Annotated in this window: 24 protein-coding genes; 18 read left to right on the top strand and 6 right to left on the bottom strand. The window is 55.3% G+C overall.

Annotation, left to right across the window (positions count from 1 at the left end):
- The 4 genes from L888_RS0109000 to L888_RS0108980 form a co-directional block, all read right to left on the bottom strand.
- On the bottom strand, positions 1 to 522 hold a 522-nt coding region (locus L888_RS0109000; RefSeq protein WP_245594853.1), incomplete at its 3' end, for a DUF6261 family protein.
- 409 nt (positions 523 to 931) lie between these two features.
- Positions 932 to 2,617 carry a hypothetical protein gene (locus L888_RS0108995; protein ID WP_005843491.1) on the bottom strand — a complete coding sequence of 562 codons (1,686 nt, stop codon included), beginning with the start codon at positions 2,615 to 2,617 and terminating at the stop codon, positions 932 to 934.
- Between the two features lie 43 nt (positions 2,618 to 2,660).
- Positions 2,661 to 2,855 carry a hypothetical protein gene (locus tag L888_RS13520; RefSeq protein WP_005843489.1) on the bottom strand — a complete coding sequence of 65 codons (195 nt, stop codon included), beginning with the start codon at positions 2,853 to 2,855 and terminating at the stop codon, positions 2,661 to 2,663.
- A gap of 514 nt (positions 2,856 to 3,369) precedes the next feature.
- The gene (locus tag L888_RS0108980) at positions 3,370 to 3,993 is read right to left on the bottom strand and encodes a cytidylate kinase-like family protein (protein ID WP_005843487.1); all 624 of its coding nucleotides are present in this window, start codon (positions 3,991 to 3,993) and stop codon (positions 3,370 to 3,372) included.
- 271 nt (positions 3,994 to 4,264) lie between these two features.
- Between L888_RS0108980 and L888_RS0108975 the strand changes: the two genes are divergently transcribed.
- From L888_RS0108975 to L888_RS0108960, 4 genes are all read left to right on the top strand, one after another.
- On the top strand, positions 4,265 to 5,950 hold the full coding sequence (locus L888_RS0108975) for a bifunctional metallophosphatase/5'-nucleotidase (protein ID WP_245594852.1): 1,686 nt from the start codon (positions 4,265 to 4,267) through the stop codon (positions 5,948 to 5,950).
- A gap of 43 nt (positions 5,951 to 5,993) precedes the next feature.
- On the top strand, positions 5,994 to 6,812 hold the full coding sequence (gene nudC / locus L888_RS0108970) for an NAD(+) diphosphatase (protein WP_027952646.1): 819 nt from the start codon (positions 5,994 to 5,996) through the stop codon (positions 6,810 to 6,812).
- A gap of 42 nt (positions 6,813 to 6,854) precedes the next feature.
- Positions 6,855 to 8,156 carry an NCS2 family permease gene (locus L888_RS0108965; protein WP_005843480.1) on the top strand — a complete coding sequence of 434 codons (1,302 nt, stop codon included), beginning with the start codon at positions 6,855 to 6,857 and terminating at the stop codon, positions 8,154 to 8,156.
- 78 nt (positions 8,157 to 8,234) lie between these two features.
- The gene (locus L888_RS0108960; protein WP_005843477.1) at positions 8,235 to 9,935 is read left to right on the top strand and encodes a putative transporter; all 1,701 of its coding nucleotides are present in this window, start codon (positions 8,235 to 8,237) and stop codon (positions 9,933 to 9,935) included.
- A gap of 365 nt (positions 9,936 to 10,300) precedes the next feature.
- Here L888_RS0108960 and L888_RS0108955 read toward each other — a convergent pair whose 3' ends face one another.
- The gene (locus L888_RS0108955) at positions 10,301 to 11,092 is read right to left on the bottom strand and encodes a DUF4738 domain-containing protein (RefSeq protein ID WP_027952645.1); all 792 of its coding nucleotides are present in this window, start codon (positions 11,090 to 11,092) and stop codon (positions 10,301 to 10,303) included.
- A 202-nt stretch (positions 11,093 to 11,294) separates the two neighbouring features.
- On the opposite strand from L888_RS0108955, the gene L888_RS0108950 reads away from it, so the two are divergent.
- The 13 genes from L888_RS0108950 to L888_RS0108890 all read left to right on the top strand — a co-directional run bounded on the left by L888_RS0108950 (position 11,295) and on the right by L888_RS0108890 (position 24,433).
- Positions 11,295 to 12,320 carry an HU domain-containing protein gene (locus L888_RS0108950; protein WP_027952644.1) on the top strand — a complete coding sequence of 342 codons (1,026 nt, stop codon included), beginning with the start codon at positions 11,295 to 11,297 and terminating at the stop codon, positions 12,318 to 12,320.
- Positions 12,321 to 12,324: 4 nt separating this feature from the next.
- Positions 12,325 to 12,846 (top strand): FHA domain-containing protein, encoded by a 522-nt coding sequence (locus L888_RS0108945; protein WP_027952643.1) that lies wholly within the window; start codon positions 12,325 to 12,327, stop codon positions 12,844 to 12,846.
- A 171-nt stretch (positions 12,847 to 13,017) separates the two neighbouring features.
- Positions 13,018 to 13,881 (top strand): formyltetrahydrofolate deformylase, encoded by an 864-nt coding sequence (gene purU / locus L888_RS0108940; RefSeq protein ID WP_015298418.1) that lies wholly within the window; start codon positions 13,018 to 13,020, stop codon positions 13,879 to 13,881.
- 6 nt (positions 13,882 to 13,887) lie between these two features.
- Entirely contained in the window at positions 13,888 to 14,481 is a 594-nt protein-coding gene (hisH, locus tag L888_RS0108935; RefSeq protein ID WP_027952642.1) for an imidazole glycerol phosphate synthase subunit HisH, read from the top strand.
- Between the two features lie 24 nt (positions 14,482 to 14,505).
- Positions 14,506 to 15,216 (top strand): 1-(5-phosphoribosyl)-5-[(5-phosphoribosylamino)methylideneamino]imidazole-4-carboxamide isomerase, encoded by a 711-nt coding sequence (hisA, locus tag L888_RS0108930; RefSeq protein WP_027952641.1) that lies wholly within the window; start codon positions 14,506 to 14,508, stop codon positions 15,214 to 15,216.
- Between the two features lie 2 nt (positions 15,217 to 15,218).
- The gene (gene hisF / locus L888_RS0108925; RefSeq protein ID WP_027952640.1) at positions 15,219 to 15,986 is read left to right on the top strand and encodes an imidazole glycerol phosphate synthase subunit HisF; all 768 of its coding nucleotides are present in this window, start codon (positions 15,219 to 15,221) and stop codon (positions 15,984 to 15,986) included.
- A 12-nt stretch (positions 15,987 to 15,998) separates the two neighbouring features.
- Positions 15,999 to 16,637, top strand: coding sequence for a bifunctional phosphoribosyl-AMP cyclohydrolase/phosphoribosyl-ATP diphosphatase HisIE (gene hisIE, locus L888_RS0108920; protein ID WP_027952639.1), 639 nt, complete (start codon positions 15,999 to 16,001; stop codon positions 16,635 to 16,637).
- Between the two features lie 31 nt (positions 16,638 to 16,668).
- Positions 16,669 to 17,382, top strand: coding sequence for a cell division ATP-binding protein FtsE (locus L888_RS0108915; protein WP_027952638.1), 714 nt, complete (start codon positions 16,669 to 16,671; stop codon positions 17,380 to 17,382).
- 73 nt (positions 17,383 to 17,455) lie between these two features.
- The gene (locus tag L888_RS0108910) at positions 17,456 to 18,772 is read left to right on the top strand and encodes an aspartate kinase (protein WP_027952637.1); all 1,317 of its coding nucleotides are present in this window, start codon (positions 17,456 to 17,458) and stop codon (positions 18,770 to 18,772) included.
- A 76-nt stretch (positions 18,773 to 18,848) separates the two neighbouring features.
- Entirely contained in the window at positions 18,849 to 20,006 is a 1,158-nt protein-coding gene (gene lysA, locus L888_RS0108905; RefSeq protein ID WP_027952636.1) for a diaminopimelate decarboxylase, read from the top strand.
- 25 nt (positions 20,007 to 20,031) lie between these two features.
- Entirely contained in the window at positions 20,032 to 21,222 is a 1,191-nt protein-coding gene (locus L888_RS0108900) for a glycosyltransferase (protein ID WP_027952635.1), read from the top strand.
- Positions 21,223 to 21,226: 4 nt separating this feature from the next.
- On the top strand, positions 21,227 to 22,393 hold the full coding sequence (locus L888_RS0108895; protein WP_027952634.1) for a glycosyltransferase: 1,167 nt from the start codon (positions 21,227 to 21,229) through the stop codon (positions 22,391 to 22,393).
- A gap of 48 nt (positions 22,394 to 22,441) precedes the next feature.
- Positions 22,442 to 24,433 (top strand): fructose-bisphosphatase class III, encoded by a 1,992-nt coding sequence (locus L888_RS0108890; RefSeq protein ID WP_027952633.1) that lies wholly within the window; start codon positions 22,442 to 22,444, stop codon positions 24,431 to 24,433.
- 277 nt (positions 24,434 to 24,710) lie between these two features.
- Here the strand turns inward: L888_RS0108890 and L888_RS0108885 are convergent, their stop codons facing one another.
- Complete coding sequence (locus L888_RS0108885) at positions 24,711 to 25,127, bottom strand: DUF3127 domain-containing protein (RefSeq protein WP_390183293.1); 417 nt, start codon at positions 25,125 to 25,127, stop codon at positions 24,711 to 24,713.
- Between the two features lie 204 nt (positions 25,128 to 25,331).
- Between L888_RS0108885 and dnaN the strand changes: the two genes are divergently transcribed.
- Positions 25,332 to 26,459, top strand: a complete 1,128-nt coding sequence (dnaN, locus tag L888_RS0108875) for a DNA polymerase III subunit beta (RefSeq protein WP_005843448.1) — start codon at positions 25,332 to 25,334, stop codon at positions 26,457 to 26,459.

The following is a 26,459-nucleotide window of genomic DNA, read 5'->3' as shown; positions in this document are numbered from 1 at the left end:
GCCGGCCGTCACGCCCGTCTTGAGCTGCGCGTGGAAGAGCTTGTCGAACACCGTGTTGTCCATCTCCAGCCGGTTCACGTACAGGTCGGCGTCGATCTTCGTCACGTGCTGTGCCACGTCGTCCGTGCCCAGGTCGGCCACGAGGTTGCGGATGAGCCCCGTCTCCTTGTCGTAGTTCGATGCCGTGACGTTGGGGTAGGCCTCCATCACGCGGTTCACGGCCTCGGCGGCGGCCAGCACGGCCGCGTCGGTGCTGTGCAGGTGCAGGGCCACGGCGAGCCGCAGTGCCTGGTACGACCTGTCGCGCCGCTCGTCGGCCTCGCGCATCTTCTGCGTGTTGGGCTCCGTGCGGGGCTGGTTCAGGGCCTTGTCCTCCTCGGCCACGGCGGCCTCGAGGGGCCCGAGCACGGCGGTGAGTTTCTCGGTCTTTGCCTCCTTGCAGAGCGTGAGCACGCGGTCGGCAAACTGGTAGTGCTCCATGTGCTGGAGCTGTCCTTTTCTTACGTTTCTCAATTCCATCATCGTTCAAGTTTAAAAGATTTGGGTTGTTTGGTCTTTCATCAGCTGCTGACAGCCATTTTTTCATTGGTTCAGCCTTTCATCAGCTGCTGAAAGTCGTTTTTTTTGTCGGTTCAACGTTTCATCAGCTGCTGACAGCCATTTTTTCGTCGGTTCAACGTTTCATCAGCTGCAGAAAGCCGTTTTTCGTCGGTTTTAGATCTTCCTAACATTGGGAAACGCTGTTTCTCTCTTTTTTACGTTTTCCCAGCATTGGGACGACCGTTTTTTCTTATTTTCCGGTCTTCCCAATGTTGGAAAACGGGTGTTGGCGTAGGGACACACGCTCTGTGTATCCGCAAAGCCGTCTTTTCTTGAATAGAGAAAGCTCCTGCTGCCGTTATAGAAATGACAGCAGAAGGGTGTAGGATGCTTAAAAATGGATGAATGGATGGATGAACAGCGTGTTAAACTTGCCCGTCCAACCAAATCTAAATCCTTGAGTCTCCGTATTGGCAGCCCAGCCGGCATAAGAGTCTGTCGTTTCTGCCGTAGCCCAGGAATAATTGACCGGGAAATATTGTCCGCCGGCTTGGAGAAAGAAAACCTTGTACATCTGATAGTCCCAGCCATTGGTGTAATCGCCCCAGTCGTTGACATTGCTCAGGTCAAGATAGCCCAGCACGTGGGCCGCCAATTTCCACTCGCCAAAGGAGGGAATATACCATCGACTAAGATTAGCTCCCAGACGCGTGGTCATCTGGCCTGTGGCGTCACGCGAATCGAACAAGTTGGCTCCATAGTAGAACGCAGGATATTTGGTGCTAAGGGCCTTTATCGTGCCATCTGGAGTGTAGAAATTGCTCCACGTCTGCGACTCCCCGTCCATGGCGGCTGCATGGGTGGTAAAATTGGTGGTCATCGTGGGAGTGTCCTGTTGCGGATAGGTGGTGGACCAGTTTTGTTCTGCTGCAATGAGTAGTGCGATGGCTGTACCGGAATGGGCTGTTCCATCATTATCTTTCAAGACGGCAGCGATAGGGGTATGCGTACCACGGTTGACGTAGGTGCGGACAACGCCGTCTTCAAACAAATAATTGGCTTTGTAGTAGATGTCGACCCGGAGCACATAGCTGCCATTGGCCAGCAGAGGCTTCGAGGTGGTAATGTTGTGCAGGTAGCCCACCAGCGACTTGCTGTGGTGTTGGGGATCACGGTAGAGCTCACCGGAAGTAAACTTCAGCGAGAGCTGGTTGGCATTGGTATTGGGCAGGACATATTGATAGTTCTGCGTTTCTGAATAATACCTGCCATATTCCCTGCCGTTTTCTCCTGTACCATAGGGTTCTTCTACCAAATCGTCAGGATAGGTCAGTGCCTCGTTGAATGTGGCGGGGGCGGAATAGGTGGGCGTGGCCGTGGGGTCGGCCTGATAGGTGGCTAGCTCGTTGACGTTGTTACCTTGTAAGCTACCCTTGATGTTCTGGATGGGCCAATAGGTCATCATCTTCACACGCACGCGAGCCGCTTGATGCTTCATGACGAAATGAACATTGTAGCGCACACCACTGATGGTGGCCGTCGTGGTGCCGATAAGAGCCGTCCCTGCGTTGGCGCGAGTCACGGAGAGGCGTGTGCCGTCATCGGACACTTTGTCGTTGTAGCAGACAAAGGTGTAGGTTCCTGCCGGAAGAAGCAGTCTGTCTTTGTAGCCGGCATCGGGCGTGAAGTGTTGGCTTGTGCCGCTGCCGCTCACTGTACCTTTCAGCACATCGCCCACGCGGCTGCCTCCCTGCATGGCATAGATGGTGTAGTGCTGGTTGGGCATGGCAGCGCGTGTCTGAGCTGCATGCGTGTTGCTCTGCATCGTGTCTCGTTCAATACTCAGTTCAGCTTCGAGTCCGTTGCCCAAGTCGATAGCCTGCCTCTGCGTCTCCTCAAGTTTGGAGGAACGGGTGATTTCCTCCTCATCATTGTACGAGGCTATGTTTATCGAAAATGTGGCTGCACTTTGCTTCTCCTCTTTCACAGGGGCATCGGGCTGACTGTCGTTTCCACAGGCGGTCAGCAGCAGACCGGTCAAAACAGTCAGGGCCAATCTTAGAAATCTTTTATTCATTGCTTTGAGAGTTGTCGTTCATACTTGTAGTGGACGCCATAGACTACAGTTCCCACTCGCCTCCAGGCACTTCTTCATCCTGATCCCACTCTTCTTCCTCAGACTGCGGAGCTTGTGGATAAACAGAGGTACAGATAAATTCGTTTTCTTCCACTTGGAAACATTCACACATCGGACGAAGATAAGTCCGCTTTCCGGCTACGGTCATTTGCCTGACCGGCTTGATTTCTTTTTTCATTTGCTGTTATGTTTATATAAAAAGTAAATAAAATCCTTTTATTTGTACTTGACTAAAGGGCACGAAAAGTTGGGCAAGGGAAACTCCGGGGAGTCCTTTGCCTATTGGGGTTGCGCGAGGTTCGCCTCGCGCGCGTACGCGTAAGTGTTTTAGAGAGAGGTTACGCCAGTGGCTTGAGAGAGAGAGAGAGAGAGAGTAGCAAATTATTTGGAACTACCAAACAATTCGACGAAAAATTTGCAGGAAATTTTGCGATTCCCTGCGCCTCTTCAGCTCTGTTGTATCTCTTAATGGTGTACATGTTTTGCGACAAATGCGGTGCAAAGGTAGTGAATGTTTGGGAAACAAGCAAGAAAAAAGAGTAAAAAGGTACAAAAGTAAAAAGGATAAAAGAGAGAAAAGAGACAGAATCAAAACAATAACCGCGGTTTATATATGTAGGGAAACGTGCGGTGTGCGTCCCCGTCCGTACCGTTCAATATAGAGCCCCGGCCAAAGCCGGGGCATTTAGGATTCAGGCGCCGATATAGCCCATCAGGAAGTCGGCTGCGCCATTTACGCCAAAAGCCGACACATCCAGCGTCAGGTCGTAGTTGCGGGCATCGTAGCGTTCGGTGCCGGTATAGAGCTTGGTATAGAGCTCACGCGTGTAGTCGTTGTCCTCGATCATGACACGGGCCTTTCTTTCATCCACATGATATTTCTTCATGATGCGGTTCAACCGCACATCGAGCGGGGCATGGAGGAAGATGCTCTGCCGGTTTGGATGCTCTTTGAACACGTCGAAACCACACCGCCCTATCACCACACACGACTCCTTAGCTGCAATTTCTTTCATGGCGCGGGCCTGGGCGTAGAAGAGCTGGCGCGATGTGATGTCGCGTGGGTTCACTACATACTCGTTCACTTTGATGAAGCCCTGATAGAACATGGTGAAATCCTCCCACCACGAAGGGCGTTGGGTCTCCAGCAGTTCTGCCTCCTGCTCCGTCAGATGGAACTTTTCGGCCACGGCCCGCAGAATCTGTTTGTCTATCATCTTCACACCAAGCCGCCGGGCCAGCTCCATACCAATCTCATGACCGCCGGTCCCAAACTGGCGGTTGATGGTAATCACAAAATTTTCATGTAAGTTCATAGTCGTTGGTTTTAAGTAAGCCACATCTTTTATATGTCACTCACAAATATAGGTTTTTTCGGCAATAGATGCAAGGCTATGAGTGTTAAATCTGCCGAAAAACGGTTTTTATCACACGGGTCTGCTCATATATTGCACGGAAATCCTGCGATTTCCAGTGAAAACCATTACCTTTGCACGGCTGTTTCAGGCAATAAATCAAAAAACAGAACTCAACATGAAACCAACACTCTCGTGTTGCCTGTTGGCAATGACCTTGCTACACGCGAATATGGCAGACGCAAAAGACAAGACGATCGAACTGAAGATTATTGAGACCACCGACGTGCACGGTGCTTTTTTCCCCTACGATTTCATTGCACGCAAACCCAGACCGGGCTCCCTGGCCCGCGTCAGCAGCTACGTCAACCGGCTCAGGGCCAGCTATGGCGACCGGCTGATACTGCTCGAAAACGGCGACATTCTTCAGGGGCAGCCGGTCTCCTACTACTCCAACTACATTGACACGCTGGAGCGAAACATCGCATCCGACGTGGTGAACTATCTGCATTACGACGCCCAGGGTGTAGGCAACCACGACATTGAACCCGGGCACCGGGTCTACGACAAATGGTTCAGCGAGCTCACGTGCCCCGTTATTGGCGCCAACATTGTCTCCACCGCCACGGGCCAGCCCTATGTCAAGCCCTACACCGTCCTCGTGCGCAACGGAGTCAGAATCGGGGTGCTCGGCATGCTTACCCCAGCCATTCCCAACTGGCTGGCCAAGCCGCTGTGGAGCGGGCTGCGCTTTGAAGAAATGACTGCCTCGGCCCGCCGATGGGTCAAGGTGCTACGCGAGCATGAGAAGGCCGACGTGGTTGTCGGTCTGTTTCACTCGGGACGTGAGGGCGGCATCACCACGCCCGACTACATGGAGGACGCCTCCCTGAAAGTGGCCCGGGAAGTACCGGGCTTCGACGTGGTGCTGTTCGGGCACGACCATACCCGCTACAACGACTACGTGACCAACACCGAGGGCCGCCAGGTGCTTTGTCTCAACCCGGCCAACAACGCCATGGCTGTAGCAGAGGCCACCCTTTCGCTCATCCGACAAGGGGGCCGTTGGCAAATCACCCAATGCCGGGGCACGCTCCACGACGTAACCCACGAACCCATCGACACCGTTTTCACCACCCACTTCAAATATTTCACCGACAAAGTGAACCGCTACGTCGACCGCCGGATAGGAGAATTCAAGCACTCCATCTACACGCGCGACAGCTATTTCGGCAACTCAGCCTTCAACGATTTGGTGCTCAACCTGCAGCTGAAAATCACTGGGGCCGACGTCTCGTTCAATGCGCCCCTCTCCTTTAATGACAGCATCCGGCAGGGCTCCGTCCGCGTAAGCGACATGTTCAGTCTTTACAAATTTGAGAATCAGCTCTACGTGATGCGGCTCACCGGCCGCGAGATCCGCAAGCATCTGGAAATGAGCTACGACCAATGGGTCAACACCATGAAGCGCCCGGAAGACCACCTCCTGTTGCTCGACTCCACCACACAGGGCGATGCCCAGCGCATGGGATTCAAGAATTTCTCTTTCAACTTTGATGCGGCAGCCGGCATTGATTACGAGGTCAACGTTACGCGCCCCGATGGGCAGAAAGTGCACATTCTCCGCATGAGCAACGGTGCGCCTTTCCATGAGGATGCCTGGTACCGCGTGGCCGTGAACAGCTACCGAGGCAACGGCGGCGGCGAGCTGCTCACCCGAGGTGCCGGGATTCCACAAGACAGCCTGGAAAGCCGCATCGTGTGGCGGTCGGACAAGGACCAGCGCCACTACCTGATGCAGGAGATCGAAAGGGCCGGAGTGATGGATCCCAAGCCCAACCACAACTGGCGTTTCGTGCCCGAGAGCTGGGTACGGCCGGCAGCCGAGCGCGACCGCCGTCTTCTGTTCGACCGATAACTTCTTCCGCATTCATCATTCTTTTAAGAAACAAGACGTTAACATGCGCAGGTTTTATTTCGTATTTTGTAAAACCGACCTGCTGTTGGAGAAACAGGCCGACGGAGCTTTCACCATACCTTGTGCCGAGGAACCACCCGTCGGCATCCAGCCATGGACCCACGTGATGGACATTACCCCCATGTCCGACGGCACCGAAGTAAGGACTTTCAGCATTGACGATCCGCAACAGCTCACGGTGACCGACCCTGCGCTGGCCCGCCACGGCTATACGTTCATGGGGCTCCGCGAATCGTTCTTCCACTTGTCCCGCCCCTTGTACCTCAAGGCCGGCAAGTGTCAGGAGCTGCTCTACTGGGACCGCAACACCCGTTTCTGCGGTGTGTGCGGCTCCCCCATGCGCATGTCCACCGACATTTCCAAGAAGTGCACCCAGTGTGGCAAGGAAGTGTGGCCGCAACTGGCCACGGCCGTCATCGTGCTTATCCATCGCGGTGACGAGGTGCTGCTGGTGCATGCCCGCAACTTCAAGTCCGACTTCTACGGGCTCGTAGCCGGATTTGTCGAGACCGGCGAGACCCTCGAGGAGGCCGTGGCACGCGAGGTCATGGAGGAGACAGGGGTCACGATAAGCAACCTCCGCTATTTCGGCTCGCAGCCATGGCCCTACCCCTGCGGCCTGATGGTGGGCTTCAATGCCGACTATGTGGCGGGCGACATCCATCTGCAGAAGTCCGAGCTCTCCAAGGGCAACTGGTTTCGCTATGACCAACTGCCGCGCATCCCACAAAAACTGTCCATAGCCCGCCGGCTCATTGATGCCTGGCTGGCCCAGCACCATATCGTGTCCGACCAAGACTGACCATACACCTGATTATCCATTCGTTCAATTTTATATAGTGTTATGAAATTCTTTGAGAAAGCATTAGGATTCAATCCCGCCTCAAACCGACTCCGCACAGAGCTTGTTGCCGGAGCCACCACGTTTCTCACGATGAGCTATGTGCTTGCCGTCAACCCCACCATCCTGGCCAGCACCGGCATGGACAAGGGCGCCCTCTTCACCGCCACCGCGCTGGCAGCTGCCATCTCCACGCTGTTGCTGGCTTTTATGGCCAAGCTGCCGTTTGCCCAGGCACCGAGTATGGGTCTCAACGCCTTCTTTGCCTACACCCTCTGTCAAGCCATGCACTACACCTGGCAACAGTCTCTGGCCATCATGTTTATTGAGGGACTCATTTTCCTGCTGATTACTTTCTTCAACATTCGAGAGATGATTCTCGACTCCATTCCCGAGAATTTGCGCTACGCCATTTCGGGTGGCATCGGCATGTTCATTGCCTTCATCGGACTGAAGAATGCCGAAATCATCGTCCCCAAGGAGGGCACGTTCGTCGGTCTCGGTGAGTTCACGCCCACCTCCATCCTTGGCATCATCGCCATCATGCTTAGCGGCATCCTCATGGCCCGCCGGGTAAAGGGTGCCCTTTTCTACGCCATCATCGCCACGGCAGTCATTGGTATTCCCATGGGCGTCACCCGCATACCGGAGCATTGGTTCCCCGTCTCGGTTCCCCATAGCCTTGCCCCCATCTTCTGCCAGTTCGATTTCGCCAGCCTCCTCAACACCAACACACTGCTTGTAGTCATTTCCCTGCTCATCGTCAACATCTTCGACACCGTGGGCACCCTCGTCGGGCTGGCCCAAAAGACGGGTGTGGTCAAGGCCGACGGCACCATTCCTCACGTCAAGGAGGCGATGATGAGCGATGCCATCGGCACCACCTGCGGAGCCATGCTGGGTTCCAGCACCATCACCACCTATGTGGAGAGCGCCTCGGGCATAGCCGAGGGCGGTCGCACGGGCGTGACGAGCTTCGTCGTGGGCCTGTTGTTCATCTTCTCCCTGCTGCTCTCCCCCGTTTTCCTGCTCATTCCAAGTCCGGCCACATCGGGTGCATTGGTGCTGGTGGGCGTGCTGATGCTCGACTCCATGAAGAAGATTAATCTGAGCAATGTGGCCGAAGCGTTCCCTGCTTTCATTACGATGATAACCATGGTGCTCTGTTACAGCATCGCCGACGGCATCTGCCTGGGCATTCTCAGTTACGTCATTCTGAAGCTCTGCATCGGCAAGTGGTCCGAGCTCAACTGGACGCTTGTCGTGCTTTCGGTGCTCTTTGTCCTGAACTTTGTGTTTGCATAGCGTCACAATTTAGGCTTTTGGGCTTTGCCATCTGCGTTAATCTTCGTATTTTTGCAGTCAAATTCACTAAATTTTCACATGGATTGGTTAATTAAACTTTTCACGACCCAAGACTCCGTGGCGCACATTGCCCTGCTCTATGCCCTTGTCATCTCTGTCGGTGTACTGCTGGGCAAGATCAAGATTGGCGGCATCTCGCTTGGCGTCACCTTTGTGCTTTTTGCCGGCATTCTGGCCGGACACGTGGGCTTCACGGCCCCCACGCCCACCCTGACATTCATGCAGGACTTTGGGTTGATTCTCTTTGTGTTCTGTATTGGCCTGCAGGTGGGCCCCGGTTTCTTCGAGAGCTTCCGCAAGGGAGGCGTTACGCTCAACCTGCTTTCCACGGTCACCATTCTGCTCAACGTGCTGGTCATGTTTGCTTGCTACTACATCTTCTTCGACACAAGCAATCCCATCAACCTGCCGATGATGGTGGGCACCCTCTATGGAGCCGTTACCAATACGCCGGGACTGGGTGCGGCCAACGAGGCTTTGGGGGCCGTATTCAGCAATGGAGACGCTCCACAGATTGCCAACGGCTATGCCTGCGCCTATCCGCTGGGTGTGCTGGGCATCATCGGGGCGACCATCGCCATCCGCTATATCACCAAGACGCGCCTCCAGGAAGAGGAGGAAAAGCTCTCCGAAGCCGAGGCAGAGAACCCGCACGCCAAGCCGCACGTCATGACGCTCAGGGTGACCAACGCCTATATTGCCAACCGAACGCTGCTGCAAATCTCGGAATTTCTCAACCGCGACATGGTGTGCACCCGCATTAACCACGAGGGCGCGCTCAGCATTCCCACCCGCGACACGGTGTTCAACGTCGGCGACGAGGTGCTTATCGTGAGTGCCGAGGCCGACGCCGAGGCCATCAAGGCTTTCATCGGCCCGGAGATAGACGTGGCATGGGACGACCGCGGCAACATGGAGAGGCAGCCCATGGTTTCGCGTCGCATCGTCGTCACCAATCCTCAGATGAACGGAAAGACCCTCGGCAAGATGCACTTCTCCAGTGTCTATGGGGTCAACGTGACGCGCATCTCCCGTCAGGGTATGGATCTTTTTGCCAGTCGCAACCACCATTTCCAGGTGGGCGACCGCATCATGGTTGTGGGCCACGAAGAGAATGTGAACCGCGTGGCCGACATGATGGGCAATTCGGTGAAGCGTCTCAACGCTCCCAACATCGCCACCATCTTCATAGGCATCGTCATCGGCATCCTCTTCGGTAGCATTCCCCTTGCCATTCCGGGCATGCCCGTGCCGTTGAAGCTGGGCATTGCCGGCGGCCCGCTCATCATTGCCATCCTCATCGGCCGCTTCGGCTACCGTCTCAAGCTGGTGACCTACACCACCACCTCGGCTAACATGATGCTTCGCGAGATAGGCCTTGTGCTGTTTCTGGCCAGCGTCGGCATCAAGGCCGGCGCCGGATTCTGGCAGACGGTCGTGGCGGGCGACGGCCTCAAGTATGTCTACACGGGCTTCCTCATCACCATTATCCCCATCCTCATCATGGGTACCATTGCCCGTTTGAAGTACAAGTTCAACTATTTCACCATCATGGGCATGATTGCTGGCACCTACACCGACCCGCCCGCACTGGCCTATGCCAACGCCAGCTGCACCAAGGATGCCCCGGCCGTGGGCTACTCCACTGTGTACCCGTTGAGCATGTTCCTGCGCATCTTCACAGCCCAAATCGTTGTCCTCTTCTTCTGCGGAGGATAAACAAAGCCCCAAGGGCGGCTCCGACAACCCCGTTGTTCTTGTTACGGTTGTCGGAGCCGCCTTTTTTTGTTTTCCCAATACTTTAAATCAAAATCAACATGACCGGTACATTGCACGTCATGTTCGAGGTAACTCGTGCTGTAGAGTGTGTCGTGGCCTAAGAAGTTTTCCGTATTCTTAAAATGAGAACGGCGTAACCTTAAAACGAAAGCGGCGCAAACGCAGCATCAAAACGGCTTAAACGCAGAGACATTACGCCGTAAACGTGAGGCGTTTACGGCGTAAAACTAAAGAGAAAATACAAGAAATACCGAACAAGGAGTCCGTGGCCATAGAGCCACGGGCAAGGCCCATGTGCGCGACTGTCAGAAAACGCGCATGCTCATGCGGCCGTCGAATCCCACGGTGACCATCACCTCGAAGCTGCTCATGCTGTCGGGAATCATCAGTGAAGCCACATAATGAATGCCCGATTCATCGACAGAGCGGAGTGTGAGGTCGCTGAGGATGGACTGGCTCAGTGCTTCCCGGGGCACCTTGCCCGCAAACTGCTGCTTGCGGAAGTCGCCCGAAAAGAGCTTGACAGAGCCGTGATAAACGTTCAGATTGATGATATTGTCGTGGTAAATATTGTCCACGGCCACGCCATCGTCGTTATAAGAGGTCTTCACCACCTTGTAGGTCGTGGGGTTCACCTGCACGTAGCAGTGGTATTTTTCCCTGCCGAAGCTCACCACCGTGTCGCGCTTGATGAGCCGGTTCTGGTTGAGCGCCATCGGACGCTTGCCCGAGAAGAACATCTTGTCGTCGGGATTGTCGCTGAGCACCAGCCTCACCTCGTCGCCATTCTGGTTGCGAAACACGAAAAGATGGCGTGTCTGACGCAGGATGGGGTACTTCACATCGTTGGCTCCATGCAGCACCAGTGTGTCCTTGAATATCTGGAAATATACCGGCTGACTGGTGGAGTCGGGATAGAAAATGGTGTCGCCTTTGGCCTGGAAAGCCACATCCTGCACGTCTTCGTCCACCCAAACACCTTGCAGCATCTGCTTGGCGTTGCGGTCTTCAGCGGGGGGCTGTGTGCGTGCGGAACGGTCGCGGCACGAGCTCAACACCGTCACGAAAGCCACCAAAACAATATATAACCTCTTCATATCATGTTTTATGCATAGTCGGACAGACGGTCTGGCAATCCGGTAAGCGGTTCGCGGCCCATCCGCTACTTCCAACTATTGCCAGCAAAGTTAATTATTTAATCTGAAACGGGGCACAAACGGCAGGATTATTTTTTCTTCGAGGATTTTTCACCGGCAAACACTTGGCCTTTCTCTTGCTTTTTATTACCTTTGCACGAGTATGATTGAATTGGATCGGCACATAGAAATCCTGCTGCTCAGCAACGACTGCGTCATCATCCCCGACTTCGGAGGATTCATGGCGCACTATGCTGACGCGCGGAGAGACGAGCGGGACGGACTGTTCCTCCCGCCGTTGCGCACGATTGGATTCAACCCTAAACTCACGCTGAACGACTCGTTGTTGGCGCAGTCGTATGTGGAGGCCTACGACATCAGCTACCCTGATGCCGTGACCCGCATAGAGGATGAGGTGCGCGAGTTGCGCCAGCATCTGGAGAATGACGGCTGCTATGAGCTGTCCGACATCGGCGTATTGCGGCTGGGCGAGCGGGGCAGCTACGAGTTTGAGCCCTGCGAGGCAGGTCTGCTCACCCCCGGACTCTACGGGCTCGACAGCTTCGAGCTGAAGAGTGTGCCCCAGTTGGAGAGCGAGTTGGCCGCTGCAACGGCCTTGACTGAACTGCCTGTCCGCACGGCACAGGCCGCCGATATGGTCAGTACGGTCGAAACATCTGAAGAAGAAGAGCCCTTGGAGGATGGCAGACGGCATGCCCTGCAGATTGCCATCTGGCGCAATATGGCCGTGGCCTGCATAGCCCTGCTGGTGTTCCTGCTGGTTCCGGCTCCGCTGTCGAACAACAATACGGTCCTGGTGCAGAGCAAGGTGGACACCGGCTTGCTGCTGCGCATCATGCCCAAGAACGTGACCACAGGCGAAGAAACCGTCAAGGAGGCCGTGAGTCAAGTGCCGGTCGCCATGGGCAAACAGGCGGTGGGCCCGACTGTCGACTCGGCAGCCACACCTTATACTATAGTATTGGCCAGCCGCGTGACACGCAGGAATGCGGCCGCCTACGTGGCCGACCTGCACCGCCGGGGCTACGACCGGGCCGAAATGATGGTCAGAACCCGTGGGGCCAAGGTGGTCTACGGGCATTATGCAACCCGGCAAGAGGCTTACCGTCAGCTCTATATGCTCAACAAGAAGTCCGAGTTTGCAGAGGCTTGGGTCATGAAAAACTAAGACGATGAAACGCGTACGCTGCCCCAAATGTGACAATTTTATCACCTTTGACGAGACCAAATACCAAGTCGGCCAGTCGCTTGTCTTCGTGTGCCCCAGCTGCAACAAGCAGTTTGGCATCCGCATCGGCACCTCCAAACTGCGCAAGACGCAAAAGGAAGAGAATGCCGAGGAGACGGCAGAAAGCAACGGAGTAGGCTCCATTCTCGTCATTGAGAACGTGTTCCATTACAAGCAGCTCATTCCGCTGCAAATGGGCGACAACGTGATTGGCCGCTACATGAAGGGCTCAGGCATCAATTGTCCCATCGAAACCAACGACCCAAGCGTTGACATGACCCACTGCATCCTGAACGTAAGCCGCGACAAAAAGGGCCGCTTGAAATACGTGTTGCGCGACGGTCCCAGCAATACCGGCACTTTTGTAGACAATGAAATCCTGGGCGATCGCGAGACACGCGTCATCGAGGACGGGGCCCTCTTCACGATTGGAGCCACTTCCGTGATTCTCAAACTCACCGATTGAGTCGCTTTGCAAACTGTCTTGTCGGTGCCGCCAGCCGCTTTCAGAATAAGCATTGCACGGCGGGCTGCGGCTATAACTTGCAAGCAATATCCACCTTTTTTCTTTCATTATTGCCTATTTGTGAAAGATAATGTGTAAATTTGCACAGTCTTATCTAACAAAAGAATGCAAATGAAGCCAACAGCTGTTATGCTTTTACACTGCCCGGACAAGCCGGGCATCATCTCGGAAGTGACCAAGTTCATTACAGACAACAAGGGAAACATCGTCTATTTGGACCAATACGTGGATCGAGAAGACGGTATGTTCTTCATGCGCATAGAGTGGGAGCTGGAGAAATTTCTCATCCCGCGGGATAAGATACAAGAATATGTCGAGACCTTGTACTGCCGGAGATACCAGATGACGTTCAATCTCTACTTTAATGACGAGCGTCCCCGCATGGCTATCTTCGTGAGCAAGATGAGCCATTGCCTTTACGACCTGCTGGCCCGATACAAAGCCGGCGAGTGGAATGTCGACATTCCCTGCATCGTGAGCAACCACGAGGACCTGCGATACATTGCCGAACAGTTCGACATTCCCTACCACGTGTGGTCCATCAAGAAAGACCACAGCAACAAAGCCGAGGTTGAAGCTGCCGAGATGGAGCTGCTGAAGAAAGAGCGGGTGACGTTCATCGTGCTGGCCCGTTACATGCAAATCGTGAGCGACGACCTTATCAAAGAATACCCGCACCACATCATCAACATCCATCACTCCTTCCTTCCTGCCTTCATCGGAGCCAGACCCTACCACCAGGCATGGGAGCGCGGCGTGAAGATTATCGGTGCCACGAGCCACTATGTAACGGCCGACCTCGATGCCGGCCCCATCATTGAGCAGGACGTGATGCGTGTGTCGCACAAGGATACACCCGAGTCGCTGGTGCTCAAAGGCAAGGATTTGGAGAAGATTGTGCTGTCGCGTGCCGTCACCAAGCACATCCAGCGCAAGATTCTCACCTATAATAATAAGACCATCATCTTCAGTTAAGCCTACATGGAGGTAGCGATCGTCAAATACAATGCGGGCAATATCTTCTCGGTAGTCAATGCCTTGAGGCGGCTGGGCATCGAACCGGAGATCACGGATGACCCGGAACAGTTGCAGCGTGCCGACCATGTACTCTTTCCCGGACAGGGCAATGCCAAGACCACCATGGGCTACCTGCACGAGCATCGCCTGGACCAGCTCATCCGTGAGCTGCGCCAACCCGTGCTGGGCATCTGTGTGGGGCAGCAGCTACTCTGCCGCCACTCCGAGGAGGGCGACGTGGACTGCATCGGCGTGTTCCCGGTCGAGGTGAAGCGTTTCTGGCCCGAACGGCACGAGGAGAAGGTGCCGGCCATGGGCTGGAATGCCCTCCATGACACGCGCAGCCCCCTGTTCAAGGGCATCAAACCTCAGGATTTCGTCTACTTCGTACACAGTTATTATGTGCCCGTATGCGAACAGACCATAGCCCGTGCCGACTATATCCTACCCTACTCAGCGGCCATGCACCAAGACAATTTCTGGGCCACCCAGTTCCATCCGGAGAAGAGCGGCAAGGTGGGCGAGCGTCTGTTGGACAATTTCCTCTCCATGAAATAAACGACATCGGAACTTTCCTGTATGATGAAGATAGAACTGATACCGGCCATAGACCTCATCGACGGCAAATGTGTGCGCCTGACCAAAGGGGACTATGCGCAGCAAAAGATATACAATGAAGACCCGGTTGCCCAGGCACAGGAGTTTGAGCAGCTGGGCTTTAAGCGTCTGCACGTCGTAGATCTCGACGGGGCCAAGTCGCGCCACGTCGTCAACGAGCGTGTGTTGCGTGCCATCACCGCGGCCACCCGGCTCACGGTGGACTTCGGTGGAGGCATCAAAAGCGAAGCCGACATTGAGAAAGCCTTCGAGGCCGGAGCAGCCATGGTGACGGCCGGGAGCATTGCCGTGACGCGGCCGGAACTCTTCGTCTCATGGCTTGACCGCTACGGCGCGCGACGCATGATTCTCGGAGCCGACGTGAGAAACGGTAGGGTGAGCATTAACGGCTGGCAAGAGGACTCGGCAGAGGAGCTGCTTCCTTTCCTCGAAAAGTATGTAGAGGCCGGCGTGCAGAATGTGCTGTGCACCGACATTTCCAAAGACGGCACGCTGGCTGGCCCGGCCACGGCCCTGTATCGGCAAATCATGGCCCGCTATCCGCAGCTGCACCTCATCGCCAGCGGCGGCATCAGCTGCAACGCCGATATTGTGGATCTCGACCGGGCGGGCATCCCGGCGGTTGTCTTCGGCAAGGCGTGGTACGAAGGTAAAATCAATTTGAGTGCACTGTGACTATGGATAGGAACGGATTGGCCAAACGCATCATTCCCTGTCTCGACGTGAAAAACGGCGAGACAGTGAAAGGAACCAACTTCGTGGGGCTGCGCAGCGCCGGCGATCCGGTGGAGCTGGGCAAGGCCTACAGCGACGCCGGAGCCGACGAGTTGGTGTTTCTCGACATCACGGCCAGTGTTGAGGAGCGCAAGACCTTTGCCGACATGGTGAGCCGTGTGGCCCTGGAAATCAACATTCCTTTCACCGTGGGCGGCGGCATCAACGCCTTGGAGGATGTGGAACGGTTGCTCTACGCCGGAGCCGACAAGGTGAGCGTGAACTCTTCGGCCATCTGCAACCCTCGGCTCATCGACCGGATAGCCGGGAAATTTGGCTCTCAGGTCTGTGTGTGTGCCATAGATGCGCGGTTGGATGAGGACGGATGGCACTGCTATGTCAAGGGTGGACGGGAGCGGACGCCCCTTTCGCTCTTCGACTGGGCCCGCGAAGTGGCCGACCGTGGAGCGGGCGAAATACTCTTCACCAGCATGAACCACGACGGCGTGAAGCAGGGCTTTGCCAACGAAGCGCTGGCCCGACTGTCCGACGAAGTGCCCGTGCCCGTGATTGCCAGCGGCGGCGCCGGCACGATGGCACACTTTCGAGATGCCTTTGTCAAGGGCAAGGCCGATGCCGCCCTGGCCGCCAGCGTGTTCCATTTTGGCGAGATTGAGATACTCGAACTCAAGGCCTACCTGCGCCAGGAGGGCATCAATGTCAGAATTTAAAACTGAAAAGATATGGAAATCGACTTTCATAAAATGAACGGACTCGTGCCCGCCATCGTCCAGGATGCCGTTACCAAGAACGTGTTGATGCTGGGATTCATGAATCAAGAGGCCTACGAGAAGACCATTGAAAACCGGAAAGTGACGTTCTGGAGCCGGAGCCGAAACTGCCTCTGGACCAAGGGCGAGACCTCGGGGAACTTTCTTCGCCTCGTGAGCATCCAGAACGACTGCGACAACGACACGTTGTTGGTCAAGGCTCATCCCTGCGGCCCCACCTGCCACAAGGGAACCGACACTTGCTGGGGAGAGGAGAATCGCTTAAATCCCATGGAGTTCTTGTCTGAACTTCAAGACTTTATCGACAAACGGAGAAAGGATATGCCCGAGGGCAGCTACACCACAAGCCTCTTTAAGAAAGGGGTGAACAAGATCGCTCAAAAGGTGGGTGAAGAGGCCGTTGAAACCATCATCGAGGCTACAAACGGCAGTAATGAGAAGCTGATTTACGAGGCTTCGGACATGCTTTACCACCTTATTGTGTTGCTATCCGACAAGGGACTGCGCATCGAGGATGTGGCTCTTGAGCTGGCCAAACGCCATAATCCTGACTGGGACAAGGCCCGCAGGGAGGCCAAGAGCAAAGAATAACCACAAAACAACCTATCATTCACCATCAATTATGCTTATAGACTATCAGAAAGTAAATGTATATCAGCAGAACAACCTTGTATTGAAAGATGTCGATTTCCATGCCGACGAGGGCGAATTTATCTATATCATCGGTAAGGTTGGCTCGGGCAAGAGCTCCCTGCTCAAGACTTTCTATTGTGAACTTGACCTCGAAGAAGACGAGACAGAGAGAGCGGAGGTGCTGGGACGCGACCTGAAAGCCCTGCGTCGCAAGGATATTCCGGCCTTGAGAAAGGAGATGGGCATCATTTTTCAGGACTTCCAACTGCTGCACGATCGTAGTGTTTACAAGAACCTTAGCTTCGTATTGCAGACTACGGGATGGAAAGACAAGAAAGAAATGGACCAGCGCATTGACGACGTGCTGAACGCCGTGGGCATGGCAGAAAAGAAAGAAAGCATGCCCCACGAGCTCTCGGGCGGCGAGCAGCAGCGCATTGCCATCGCGCGTGCACTGCTGAATCAGCCTAAGATGATTATAGCCGACGAGCCTACAGGAAACCTTGATCCCGAGACGGCCAACAACATCGTGGGACTGCTCAAGGACATCACGGCGCAGGGTACGACCGTTATCATGTCGACCCACAACATTGGCATGCTCGACCGCTTCCCCGGCATTGTCTACCGATGCAAGGACGGACACATTTATGATGTGACCCACGAATACAGCCGCATCGACCTCTCCGAGGACGAAAAAGACTGAGCACGCGGCCAGGTGCCTCGTGCATGATGCGGCTACAACCCCATGCGAATATTAAAATTAAACATGCAATAAGATGAAAGTACTTAAATTTGGAGGTACTTCTGTAGGAAGCCCAGAACGCATGAAGAGCGTCGCCTCCTTGATTACCGAGTCCGGAGAACCCACCATTGTCGTGCTCTCTGCCATGAGTGGCACCACCAACTCGCTTGTAGAAATCAGCAATTACCTCTATAAAAAGAATCCGGAGGGGGCCAATGAAGTCATCAACAATCTGGAAAGAAAGTATCTGGGCCATGTTGCAGAGCTCTATTCGACCGACGAATATAAGGAAAAGACTCGTGCTTTTCTGCTTGACGAGTTCAACTACCTGCGCTCTTTCACCAAAGATCTGTTTACCAGCTTCGAGGAAAAGGCTATTGTAGCCCAGGGCGAAATCATATCGACCAACATGGTTGTGAACTATCTTCAGGAGACGGGCACCAAGGCCGTGTTGCTTAATGCACTGGACTTCATGCGCACAGACAAGAACGGAGAGCCCGACACCCAGTACATTCGGGAGAAGCTGGGCGAGGTCATGAAGAACAATCCGGACTACCAGATTTACATCGTGCAGGGTTTCATCTGTCGCAATGCCTACGGCGAGGTGGACAACCTGCAGCGCGGAGGCTCCGACTATACGGCTTCGCTCATCGGCGCCGCCCTGCCCGCCGAGGAAATTCAAATCTGGACTGACATCGACGGCATGCACAACAACGACCCCCGTATAGTGGACCATACGGACGCCATTCGCCAGCTGAACTTCGAGGAAGCCGCAGAGTTGGCCTACTTTGGAGCCAAGATTCTGCACCCCACCTGCGTGCAGCCCGCCAAATATGCCGGCATCCCCGTGCGGTTGAAAAACACGATGGATCCCCGGGCGGACGGTACAATTATCGACAATGTGCTGGTGCGGGGCAAGATTAAGGCTGTAGCCGCCAAGGACAATATTGTGGCCATCAAGATCAAATCGTCGCGCATGCTGCTTGCTACAGGCTTCCTACGCAAGGTGTTTGAGATTTTTGAGAGCTACCAAACCCCCATTGACATGATTGCGACCTCGGAAGTTGGGGTTTCCATGAGCATTGACAACGCCACCCATCTGACAGAAATCGTGGATGAACTGAAGAAATATGGCACCGTGACCGTTGATTCGAACATGTGCATCATCTGCGTTGTGGGCGACCTGGATTGGAGCAATCTGGGCTTTGAGACCTGGGCCACGGATGCCCTGAAAGACATCCCCGTCCGCATGATTAGTTATGGTGGCAGCAACTACAACATATCTTTCCTCATCAAGGAGTCGGACAAGAAGCGTGCTTTGCAGAATCTGAGCGACACGCTTTTCAAATAAAGGGAGGGCCGGCACGGTCGGCCGCCTTTTCCCCGACACCGCATTCTACAACACACACGACACGACTGCAGCAACCATGAAAGGTCATTTTCCCACTGACAAGTTCCAGAAAGTGCAGACACCGTTCTACTATTACGATACGTCCATCCTGCATCGGACACTCGATGCCATCAGGCACGAGGCCGGAAAGCACGAGAACTTTGTGGTGCACTACGCCGTCAAAGCCAATGCAAATCCCAAAGTGCTCGACATCATCTGCCGGGCAGGGCTCGGGGTCGACTGCGTGAGCGGTGGCGAGATACAGGCTTGTCTGGATGCGGGATTCCCCGCTTCAAGGATAGTCTACGCCGGTGTGGGCAAAAGCGACTGGGAAATCAACCTGGGACTGACGGCCGGCATTTCCTGTTTCAACGTGGAGAGTGTGGCCGAACTGGAGGTCATCAACGAGCTGGCCGCCCGTAAGAACAAAGTGGCCAACGTGTGCTTCCGCATCAATCCCGATGTGGGAGCACACACACACGCCAACATTACGACCGGCCTTGCCGAAAACAAGTTCGGCATTACCATGCGTGACATGGAACCAGCCATAGAAGCTGCTGCGGCCATGGCCCACATTAACTTTATCGGTCTACATTTCCACATTGGAAGTCAGATACTTGACATGGGTGACTTCGAGGCCCTATGCAACCGCATCAACGAGTTGCAGGATATGCTGGAACGGCATCATGTGAAAGTGGAAAACATCAACGTGGGTGGCGGACTGGGCGTGAGCTACGACCATCCCAACCGGGAACCAATCCCCAAGTTCAAGGAATTTTTCGACACCTACGGCCGCCATCTCAAGCTGCGGCCGGGACAACGGCTCCATTTCGAGCTGGGACGGGCGGTAGTGGCCCAGATGGGCTCGCTCATTACACGCGTGCTTTACATCAAAAAAGGCACGTACAAGCAGTTCGTTATCGTGGATGCCGGCATGACAGACCTCATTCGTCCGGCCCTTTATCAGGCTTTCCACAAGATAGAAAACATCACCAGCGACAGGCCTCTCGGCACTTATGACGTGGTGGGCCCCATCTGCGAGTCGAGCGATGTCTTTGCCAAGGCCATCGATCTGAACCTGCCGCAGCGGGGCGACCTTATGGCCATCCGGTCGGCCGGAGCCTACGGCGAAATCATGGCCAGCCAATACAATTGCAGAAAACTCCCGCAAGGATACCTCTCGGAAGACCTCTGACGCGGCCTGAGAATATCATCAAGACATGAACATATTACCATTAGACGGAACAACCCTCCTTGTGAGCCTGGCACTTCTTGTGCTGGGCGTTCTCACTTCTATGCTCTCCCCTTTCTTCAGATTCCGCAAGAAAGTGCAGCCAACAGACGCCGCCCGTGAGCCCGCCGACACCGCTCCCCACCCGCTCCCTCCCCTGTCCATCGTCCTTACCCCGCACGACGAGGCCGACCGGCTGGCGCGCCACCTCCCCGCCCTACTCCAGCAGGACTACCCTTCCGGCTATCAAGTCATCGTCGTTGTGGAGCAGCACGACTCCAAAACACGGGATCTGCTGAAACGTATTCAGGCACAACACGAGCAACAGCCGTGCTACGCCAGCCTGTACATTACCTATATTCCCGACTCATCCCGCTACATGAGCCGCAAGAAACTGGCCGTCACGCTCGGCGTGAAAGCTGCGACGACCGAGTGGATCGTGCTCACCGAGGCCTGTTGCCAACCCGCATCCGACCAATGGCTCAAACACATCGGGCAGCATTGCGGCGACAACCGGCTGGTCATCGGCTACAACCAGTATGAGGAAGGCACGGCAGACTTCAAGCGATTCTCCCATGCCTACACTGCCCACTACCTGATGCGCGAGGCGCAAAAAGGCACGGCCTATCGTACCAACGGGACCAACATGGCCTTCCGAAAGAGCGACTTCATGGCCGGGAACGGCTATCTGGGCAACCTGAATCTTATCTGGGGCGAATACGATTTCATCGTCAACAAGTTTGCCACCAAGGGCACAACGGCCCTCGTGCTGGACAGCGAGGCCTACCTCATAGACGACGAACCCACGCCGAAAGCCTGGACCAACCGCCACATCTACTATTTAGAGACTCGAAAATACCTGCTGCGCAGCCGGCGTCACCGTCTGCTTTTCAATCTCGACCAGACAGCCCTGCACCTCAACTATCTGTTGCAACTGACGGCCATCGCCGTTGCCACCCTGACGGGCAACGTGTGGATACTCGCCGCCGCCGGGGTTGCCCTGCTGGCCACACTGGGTCTGCGCCTTTGCTTTGCCCATCGCGCGCTCAAGGCCATGGGCGAGAACGTGCCCCTCCTGAAGATTGTTCCTTTCGAGGCGAGCCTGATATGGCACCATTTGGGCTACCTCGTCCGCCACCGTATGGCCGACAAACTCAACTTCACGACCCATAAACAGTGAGTCCATGTCCCAACTCAACTATCTTCTTTACATCCCTGCCGAGTTCGACGAAGTGGGCATCCACCACGAGCTCGTCAGCCAGTTGGCGCGGGCTCTGGAAGCCAATGCCAAGGTAACGCTGGCCACCCCGCGCCATCGGATGGCCCTGCCCCCACTCGCCGAGTTCCATCTGGTGCACGTCTTCGGATGCTGGAATGCCGGTGCCGCCAAGCTGCTGGCCAAGGCCTACAAGCTCCATATCCCCACGGTCTACACTCCATTGGGCGGGCTTCAGCCCTGGATGATGAGACAGCACCGCACGGTTCGCCTCATGACCCTGCAAAGACGGATGGTGCGGCTGGCCTCGGTCGTGCATGTGTGCGGCAAGCTGGAATACGAAACTTTCGTTCGGCTGGGCTGGAATCCGCGGGTGGCCCTTATCAAGAACCCTGTGCTCACAAGTCTGTTTCAGTTCGACGACTTCTGCTTGGCGATACAGAGGCTCTACCGCAAGGTCATGGACACCAATGCCCGGCTGCTCCTGACCGACCGCTCCAAGCAGGCCGTCGCCCACCTGCTGCAGCTGGGTGTCGACGACGATGCCCTGCGCGACTCGTCGCTTTGCGCCGCCGTGAGGCAGGAATTGGCAGAACTCGCAGGGGAAGACTGGCGCATAATATGGCTCTATGCGGCCGATGAGCACGTAGACGAAACATTGAAAAAAGGATTGGAAAGAATACAATTTGCAGCCCCCACCCTCGTTATTGAAGACGTTGAACGGTTTGCCAGCAACACCATCTACGCCTCGGGCAGCCTTCCCGACGGGAAGATACTGTCGCGCAATATCCTGTTGCGCAACAAGTTCAACGAGAACATTAAGGAGGGCGAAACCGAAGAACGCAGGCTCTGCATAGGCATGCTGAACCTCAAATACGAGCTGGAACACCGCCGGGCTCCACTGCAGCATCTGGTCGATGCCTATGTGCTGACGAGGTATCACGACGTAGATGAAGACCGCCTCAAGGAACTCTTCCAGCTCGTTGGCATAGAGGATTTCTGTGCGAGAACGATGGCAGTGATGGGCCGCATGCTGGGCCTCACCGAAGGATTCATGCCCCTTCCACCCCGCGACGACACCGAGGCCCGCAGACTGGAGGCGGCCATGACCAAGACAGAGCTCTGGCCCGAATAGACCGGCACGCATACATCAGGGATTCACCACTTTATAATCAGCTATAGTATGAAGAGACACTATGACATTGAAAAGGACATGCGCTATCTGCAACTGCTTGCCAACACCTTCCCTACGATAGCCGAAGCCAGTACCGAAATCATCAATCTTCAGGCCATTCTGAACCTGCCCAAGGCCACAGAACACTTTCTTGCCGACATCCACGGCGAGTACGAGGCCTTCCAGCACATCCTGAAGAATGCTTCGGGCAATATCAAACGCAAGGTGAACGAGCTTTTCGGCACCACCCTGCGCGAGTTGGAAAAGCGCGAATTGTGCACCCTAATCTACTATCCCGAGCAGAAATTGAGCCTCGTCAAGGCCTCAGAAGAGGACATAGACGACTGGTATCACATCACGCTGCACCATCTTGTGGCCGTTTGCCGCGACGTTTCCAGCAAGTACACACGCTCCAAAGTGCGCAAGTCGCTGCCCTCCGACTTCTCCTATATCATACAGGAACTACTGCACGAGCGCACCGAAGACACCAACAAGACGGCCTACATCAATGTCATTGTCGACACCATTATCGCCACCGGACGGGCCGATGACTTCATCATTGCCATCTCCAACGTGATTCAACGGCTGGCCATCGACCGGCTTCACCTGCTTGGCGACATCTACGACCGCGGCCCCGGCGCCCACCGAATCATGGACATGCTTGCCACCTATCACCATTGGGACATCACGTGGGGCAACCACGACGTCATTTGGATGGGGGCCGCAGCAGGCAACGAGGCCTGTATTTGCAGCGTCATCCGACTGTCGCTGCGCTATGCCAATCTCACTACTCTCGAAGAGGGCTACGGCATCAACCTGGTGCCGCTGGCCACCTTTGCCATGGACGTTTACGCCGACGACCCCTGTGCGGAGTTCGTGCCCAAGCTGTCGGGCGGGGCCGATCACATCGACGAGAAGACCTTGCGGCTCACGGCCAAGATGCACAAGGCCATAGCCGTCATGGAGTTTAAGCTCGAGGCGCAGCTCTACGCCAAGCACCCCAACTGGAACATGCAGGACCGGCGGCTGCTCGATTTCATCGACTATGAGAAGGGAACTATCCGCCTCGAGGGCAAGGAGTACAAGCTTTCAAGCTGCCAATTCCCCACGATAGACCCGCAACACCCCGACGTGCTGACGCCGGAGGAGCACGACCTCATCAGCAAACTGCACCACAGCTTTGCCGTGAGCGAGAAACTGCACAAGCACATCCGCCTGATGCTGGCCCACGGCTGCATGTACGGCATCTACAACGACAACCTGCTTTTCCACGCTTCCGTGCCCCTTGACGGCCAGGGAAAGTTGAAAGCCGTCGAGACTTTGCCCGGCCACAGGAGCAGCGGACTGGAGCTGATGACCGATATCGGGCAGCTCATCCGCACGGCTTTTCAGTCGGATTCCAACCCTGTTGAAAAGGATTATGCCACGGATTACTTCCTCTATCTGTGGTGCGGGCCCGACAGTCCGCTCTTCGACAAGTCGAAGATGGCCACCTTTGAACGCTACTTTATCAAGGAAAAAGAAACACATGAAGAGAAGAAAGGCAACTACTTCTTGTTCAGAGACAACGAGGATGTGTGCGACTACATCATGGATGCGTTCCACGTAACCGGCGCCAACCGCCACATCATCAACGGCCATGTGCCCGTAAAGGTCGGCAAGGGAGAGAACCCCATCAAGGCCAACGGCAAGCTGATGGTCATTGATGGCGGCTTCTCACAGGCCTATCACAAGGAGACGGGCATTGCCGGATACACGCTCGTGTACCACAGTCGAGGCTTCCAACTGGTGCAGCACGAGCCTTTCACAAGCACCGAAGACGCCATCCAGCGGGGCACCGACATCAAGTCGACCACGCAGATTGTCGAGATGTCGTCCCACCGCATGCTGGTGGCCGACACCGACAAGGGCCACGAACTCAACGCCCAAATCGAGGACTTGGAGGAGTTGCTCTTTGCCTATCGCCACGGTTACATCAACGAAAACGACGGCCGCAAATAGCCGTCGGGCGCGCCTCCGCCGAGCCGGCCCGCAGCCTGCACGCCCCGGAGGCGTTTTCATTGCGCCTTTTTGGCTGCGCGATTACGCCTTTTTGGCATTGCGATTACGCTGGAACGGCCGTGCGATTACGGCTTGTTCGCCACGCCTTTACGCCGTGGCCGCACAGCCATTCCGGCCGCTTGGCAGAGACACCGTAGGCTTGTCACACCCCAATAACAGCAAACCGGCCCTTGGAGCACTGCTCCAAGGGCCGGTTTTTCATGTCTTTTATGGGGATTTAGAAAGGCAGGTCGTCGGTGGCGTCACCGTTGGCGGTGCCCAGTGCATCGGCTGCCGGCGTTGCGGGAGCTGCGGCTGCGGGAGCCGACGAAATCTGGCTGGCCGGAGTTGCCATCGGTGCTTCGCCGCCCACGGCATTGGGATCAACGTGATCCACGCGGAAAGCGCTGATGTCGTTGAAGTATCTGTCCTGCCAGGCGCGGGCGTTGATGTCCAGCCAAACATGGACTGTGTCGCCCTGATGGATGTTGAATTGGGCCAGCTTGTCTGCGCCGAACACTCTGAAAAGACAGGCCCGTGGGTACTGGTCCTTGGTCTGAATCACAAACTCCTGAGACTTCCAGGCGTTGCCTGTACGCGCAGAAGTGCCTTCCTTGGCCGGATACTCCTTGATGATTACCCCCTCGACTTCTATTCCTTGTAATGCCATTGTTTGATATATATTAGTGTTATCAATTACATATTACCTGCGAAATTAAGAATTTTATTGGGAAAGAGCAAACTTTTCCACCTTAAAAAACAAAAAAGAAGAAAAATATACGGGCCGGCGTTTCTTTTCTCCTTTTTTATTATTATCTTTGTCATGGATTAGACGAAAACATTTATAAGACATACCTTCATGAGATTTACTTTATCCAGCACAGCGCTTAGCAGCAGGCTGCAGACCTTGGCCAAAGTGATTAACAGCAAGAATTCACTGCCGATACTCGAGAGTTTTCTGTTCCAGATTCACAATGGGCAGATTACCATCACGGCCTCGGACAGCGAGAACGTGATGCAGACCTCGATGCCTCTTGACGAATTTGACGCCGAGGGCGACTTTGCTATCCCCAACCGTACCATCCTCGACGCCGTGAAAGAGCTGCCCGAACAGCCGCTCACGTTCGAGGTGAACCTGGATACCTACGAGGTGACCGTGGGCTATCTGAACGGTCTGTACCACTTCACGGCCCAGAACGCGCAGGAGTATCCGCAGAGCGAGCCGCTCACAGACGACGTTCACGTCATCACGATGGATGCCGGCGTGCTCTGCGAAAACATCAACCGCACGCTCTTTGCCACCGACAACAACGAGATTCGGCCCGTGATGAACGGTATCTATTTCGACCTCACGGCCGACTGTCTGGCCTTTGTAGCCAGCGACGGGCACAAGCTGGTGCGCTGCCGCAACTATGACATCAAGAGCGAAACGCCCGCCTCTTTCATCCTGCCCAAGAAGCCCGCCAACCTGCTGAAGAACGGGCTCGGCAAGGAAAGTGGCGACGTGGTGGTGAAGTTCAACGGCCGCGCCGCCGAGATTCGCTTTGCCGAAGGGCTGCTCCGTTGCCGCCTCATCGAGGGCGTATTTCCCAACTACAATGCAGCCATTCCCAAGGACAACCCCAACGAACTCACCATCGACCGCAAGGCTCTGCTGAGTGCCATCCGCCGCATCCTGCCCTTTGCCAGCATGAGCAGTCAGCTGGTGCGCTTTCGTCTGGAGGCCGGCAAGCTGGAGGTTTCGTCCGAAGACCTCGACTTTGCCACCAGCGCCAAGGAGACTCTGGTGTGCGAATACAACGGCCAGCCCCTGCAAATCGGCTTCCGCGGCGACTTCCTCACCGAGATTCTCAACTCCATCGACACCGAAGAAATCAAGGTGCAGCTGGGCGACCCAAGCCGTGCCGGCATCGTGTTGCCCGTCACGCAGTCGGAGAAGAACGAGGATGTGCTGATGCTCATCATGCCGTTGCTGCTTAACGATTGA

Source organism: Hallella seregens ATCC 51272, from assembly GCF_000518545.1.
GTDB classification, from domain to species: domain Bacteria; phylum Bacteroidota; class Bacteroidia; order Bacteroidales; family Bacteroidaceae; genus Prevotella; species Prevotella seregens.
The sequence above is the reverse complement of the archived record's forward strand: the minus strand, read 5'-3'. Positions and strand labels throughout refer to the sequence as shown.

Excerpts from the sequence above, each read along its gene's own strand:
- hisA (WP_027952641.1), top strand. The coding sequence starts at position 14,506 with ATGAAGATAGAACTGATACCGGCCATAGACCTCATCGACGGCAAATGT.
- lysA (WP_027952636.1), top strand. The coding sequence starts at position 18,849 with ATGAAAGGTCATTTTCCCACTGACAAGTTCCAGAAAGTGCAGACACCG.
- purU (WP_015298418.1), top strand. The coding sequence starts at position 13,018 with ATGAAGCCAACAGCTGTTATGCTTTTACACTGCCCGGACAAGCCGGGC.
- L888_RS0108975 (WP_245594852.1), top strand. The coding sequence starts at position 4,265 with ATGGCAGACGCAAAAGACAAGACGATCGAACTGAAGATTATTGAGACC.
- hisF (WP_027952640.1), top strand. The coding sequence starts at position 15,219 with ATGGATAGGAACGGATTGGCCAAACGCATCATTCCCTGTCTCGACGTG.
- L888_RS13520 (WP_005843489.1), bottom strand. The coding sequence starts at position 2,855 with ATGAAAAAAGAAATCAAGCCGGTCAGGCAAATGACCGTAGCCGGAAAG.
- hisIE (WP_027952639.1), top strand. The coding sequence starts at position 15,999 with ATGGAAATCGACTTTCATAAAATGAACGGACTCGTGCCCGCCATCGTC.
- hisH (WP_027952642.1), top strand. The coding sequence starts at position 13,888 with ATGGAGGTAGCGATCGTCAAATACAATGCGGGCAATATCTTCTCGGTA.
- L888_RS0108945 (WP_027952643.1), top strand. The coding sequence starts at position 12,325 with ATGAAACGCGTACGCTGCCCCAAATGTGACAATTTTATCACCTTTGAC.
- L888_RS0108890 (WP_027952633.1), top strand. The coding sequence starts at position 22,442 with ATGAAGAGACACTATGACATTGAAAAGGACATGCGCTATCTGCAACTG.
- dnaN (WP_005843448.1), top strand. The coding sequence starts at position 25,332 with ATGAGATTTACTTTATCCAGCACAGCGCTTAGCAGCAGGCTGCAGACC.
- L888_RS0108980 (WP_005843487.1), bottom strand. The coding sequence starts at position 3,993 with ATGAACTTACATGAAAATTTTGTGATTACCATCAACCGCCAGTTTGGG.
- L888_RS0108950 (WP_027952644.1), top strand. The coding sequence starts at position 11,295 with ATGATTGAATTGGATCGGCACATAGAAATCCTGCTGCTCAGCAACGAC.
- nudC (WP_027952646.1), top strand. The coding sequence starts at position 5,994 with ATGCGCAGGTTTTATTTCGTATTTTGTAAAACCGACCTGCTGTTGGAG.
- L888_RS0108910 (WP_027952637.1), top strand. The coding sequence starts at position 17,456 with ATGAAAGTACTTAAATTTGGAGGTACTTCTGTAGGAAGCCCAGAACGC.
- L888_RS0108895 (WP_027952634.1), top strand. The coding sequence starts at position 21,227 with ATGTCCCAACTCAACTATCTTCTTTACATCCCTGCCGAGTTCGACGAA.
- L888_RS0108955 (WP_027952645.1), bottom strand. The coding sequence starts at position 11,092 with ATGAAGAGGTTATATATTGTTTTGGTGGCTTTCGTGACGGTGTTGAGC.
- L888_RS0108915 (WP_027952638.1), top strand. The coding sequence starts at position 16,669 with ATGCTTATAGACTATCAGAAAGTAAATGTATATCAGCAGAACAACCTT.
- L888_RS0108960 (WP_005843477.1), top strand. The coding sequence starts at position 8,235 with ATGGATTGGTTAATTAAACTTTTCACGACCCAAGACTCCGTGGCGCAC.
- L888_RS0108995 (WP_005843491.1), bottom strand. The coding sequence starts at position 2,617 with ATGAATAAAAGATTTCTAAGATTGGCCCTGACTGTTTTGACCGGTCTG.
- L888_RS0108965 (WP_005843480.1), top strand. The coding sequence starts at position 6,855 with ATGAAATTCTTTGAGAAAGCATTAGGATTCAATCCCGCCTCAAACCGA.
- L888_RS0108900 (WP_027952635.1), top strand. The coding sequence starts at position 20,032 with ATGAACATATTACCATTAGACGGAACAACCCTCCTTGTGAGCCTGGCA.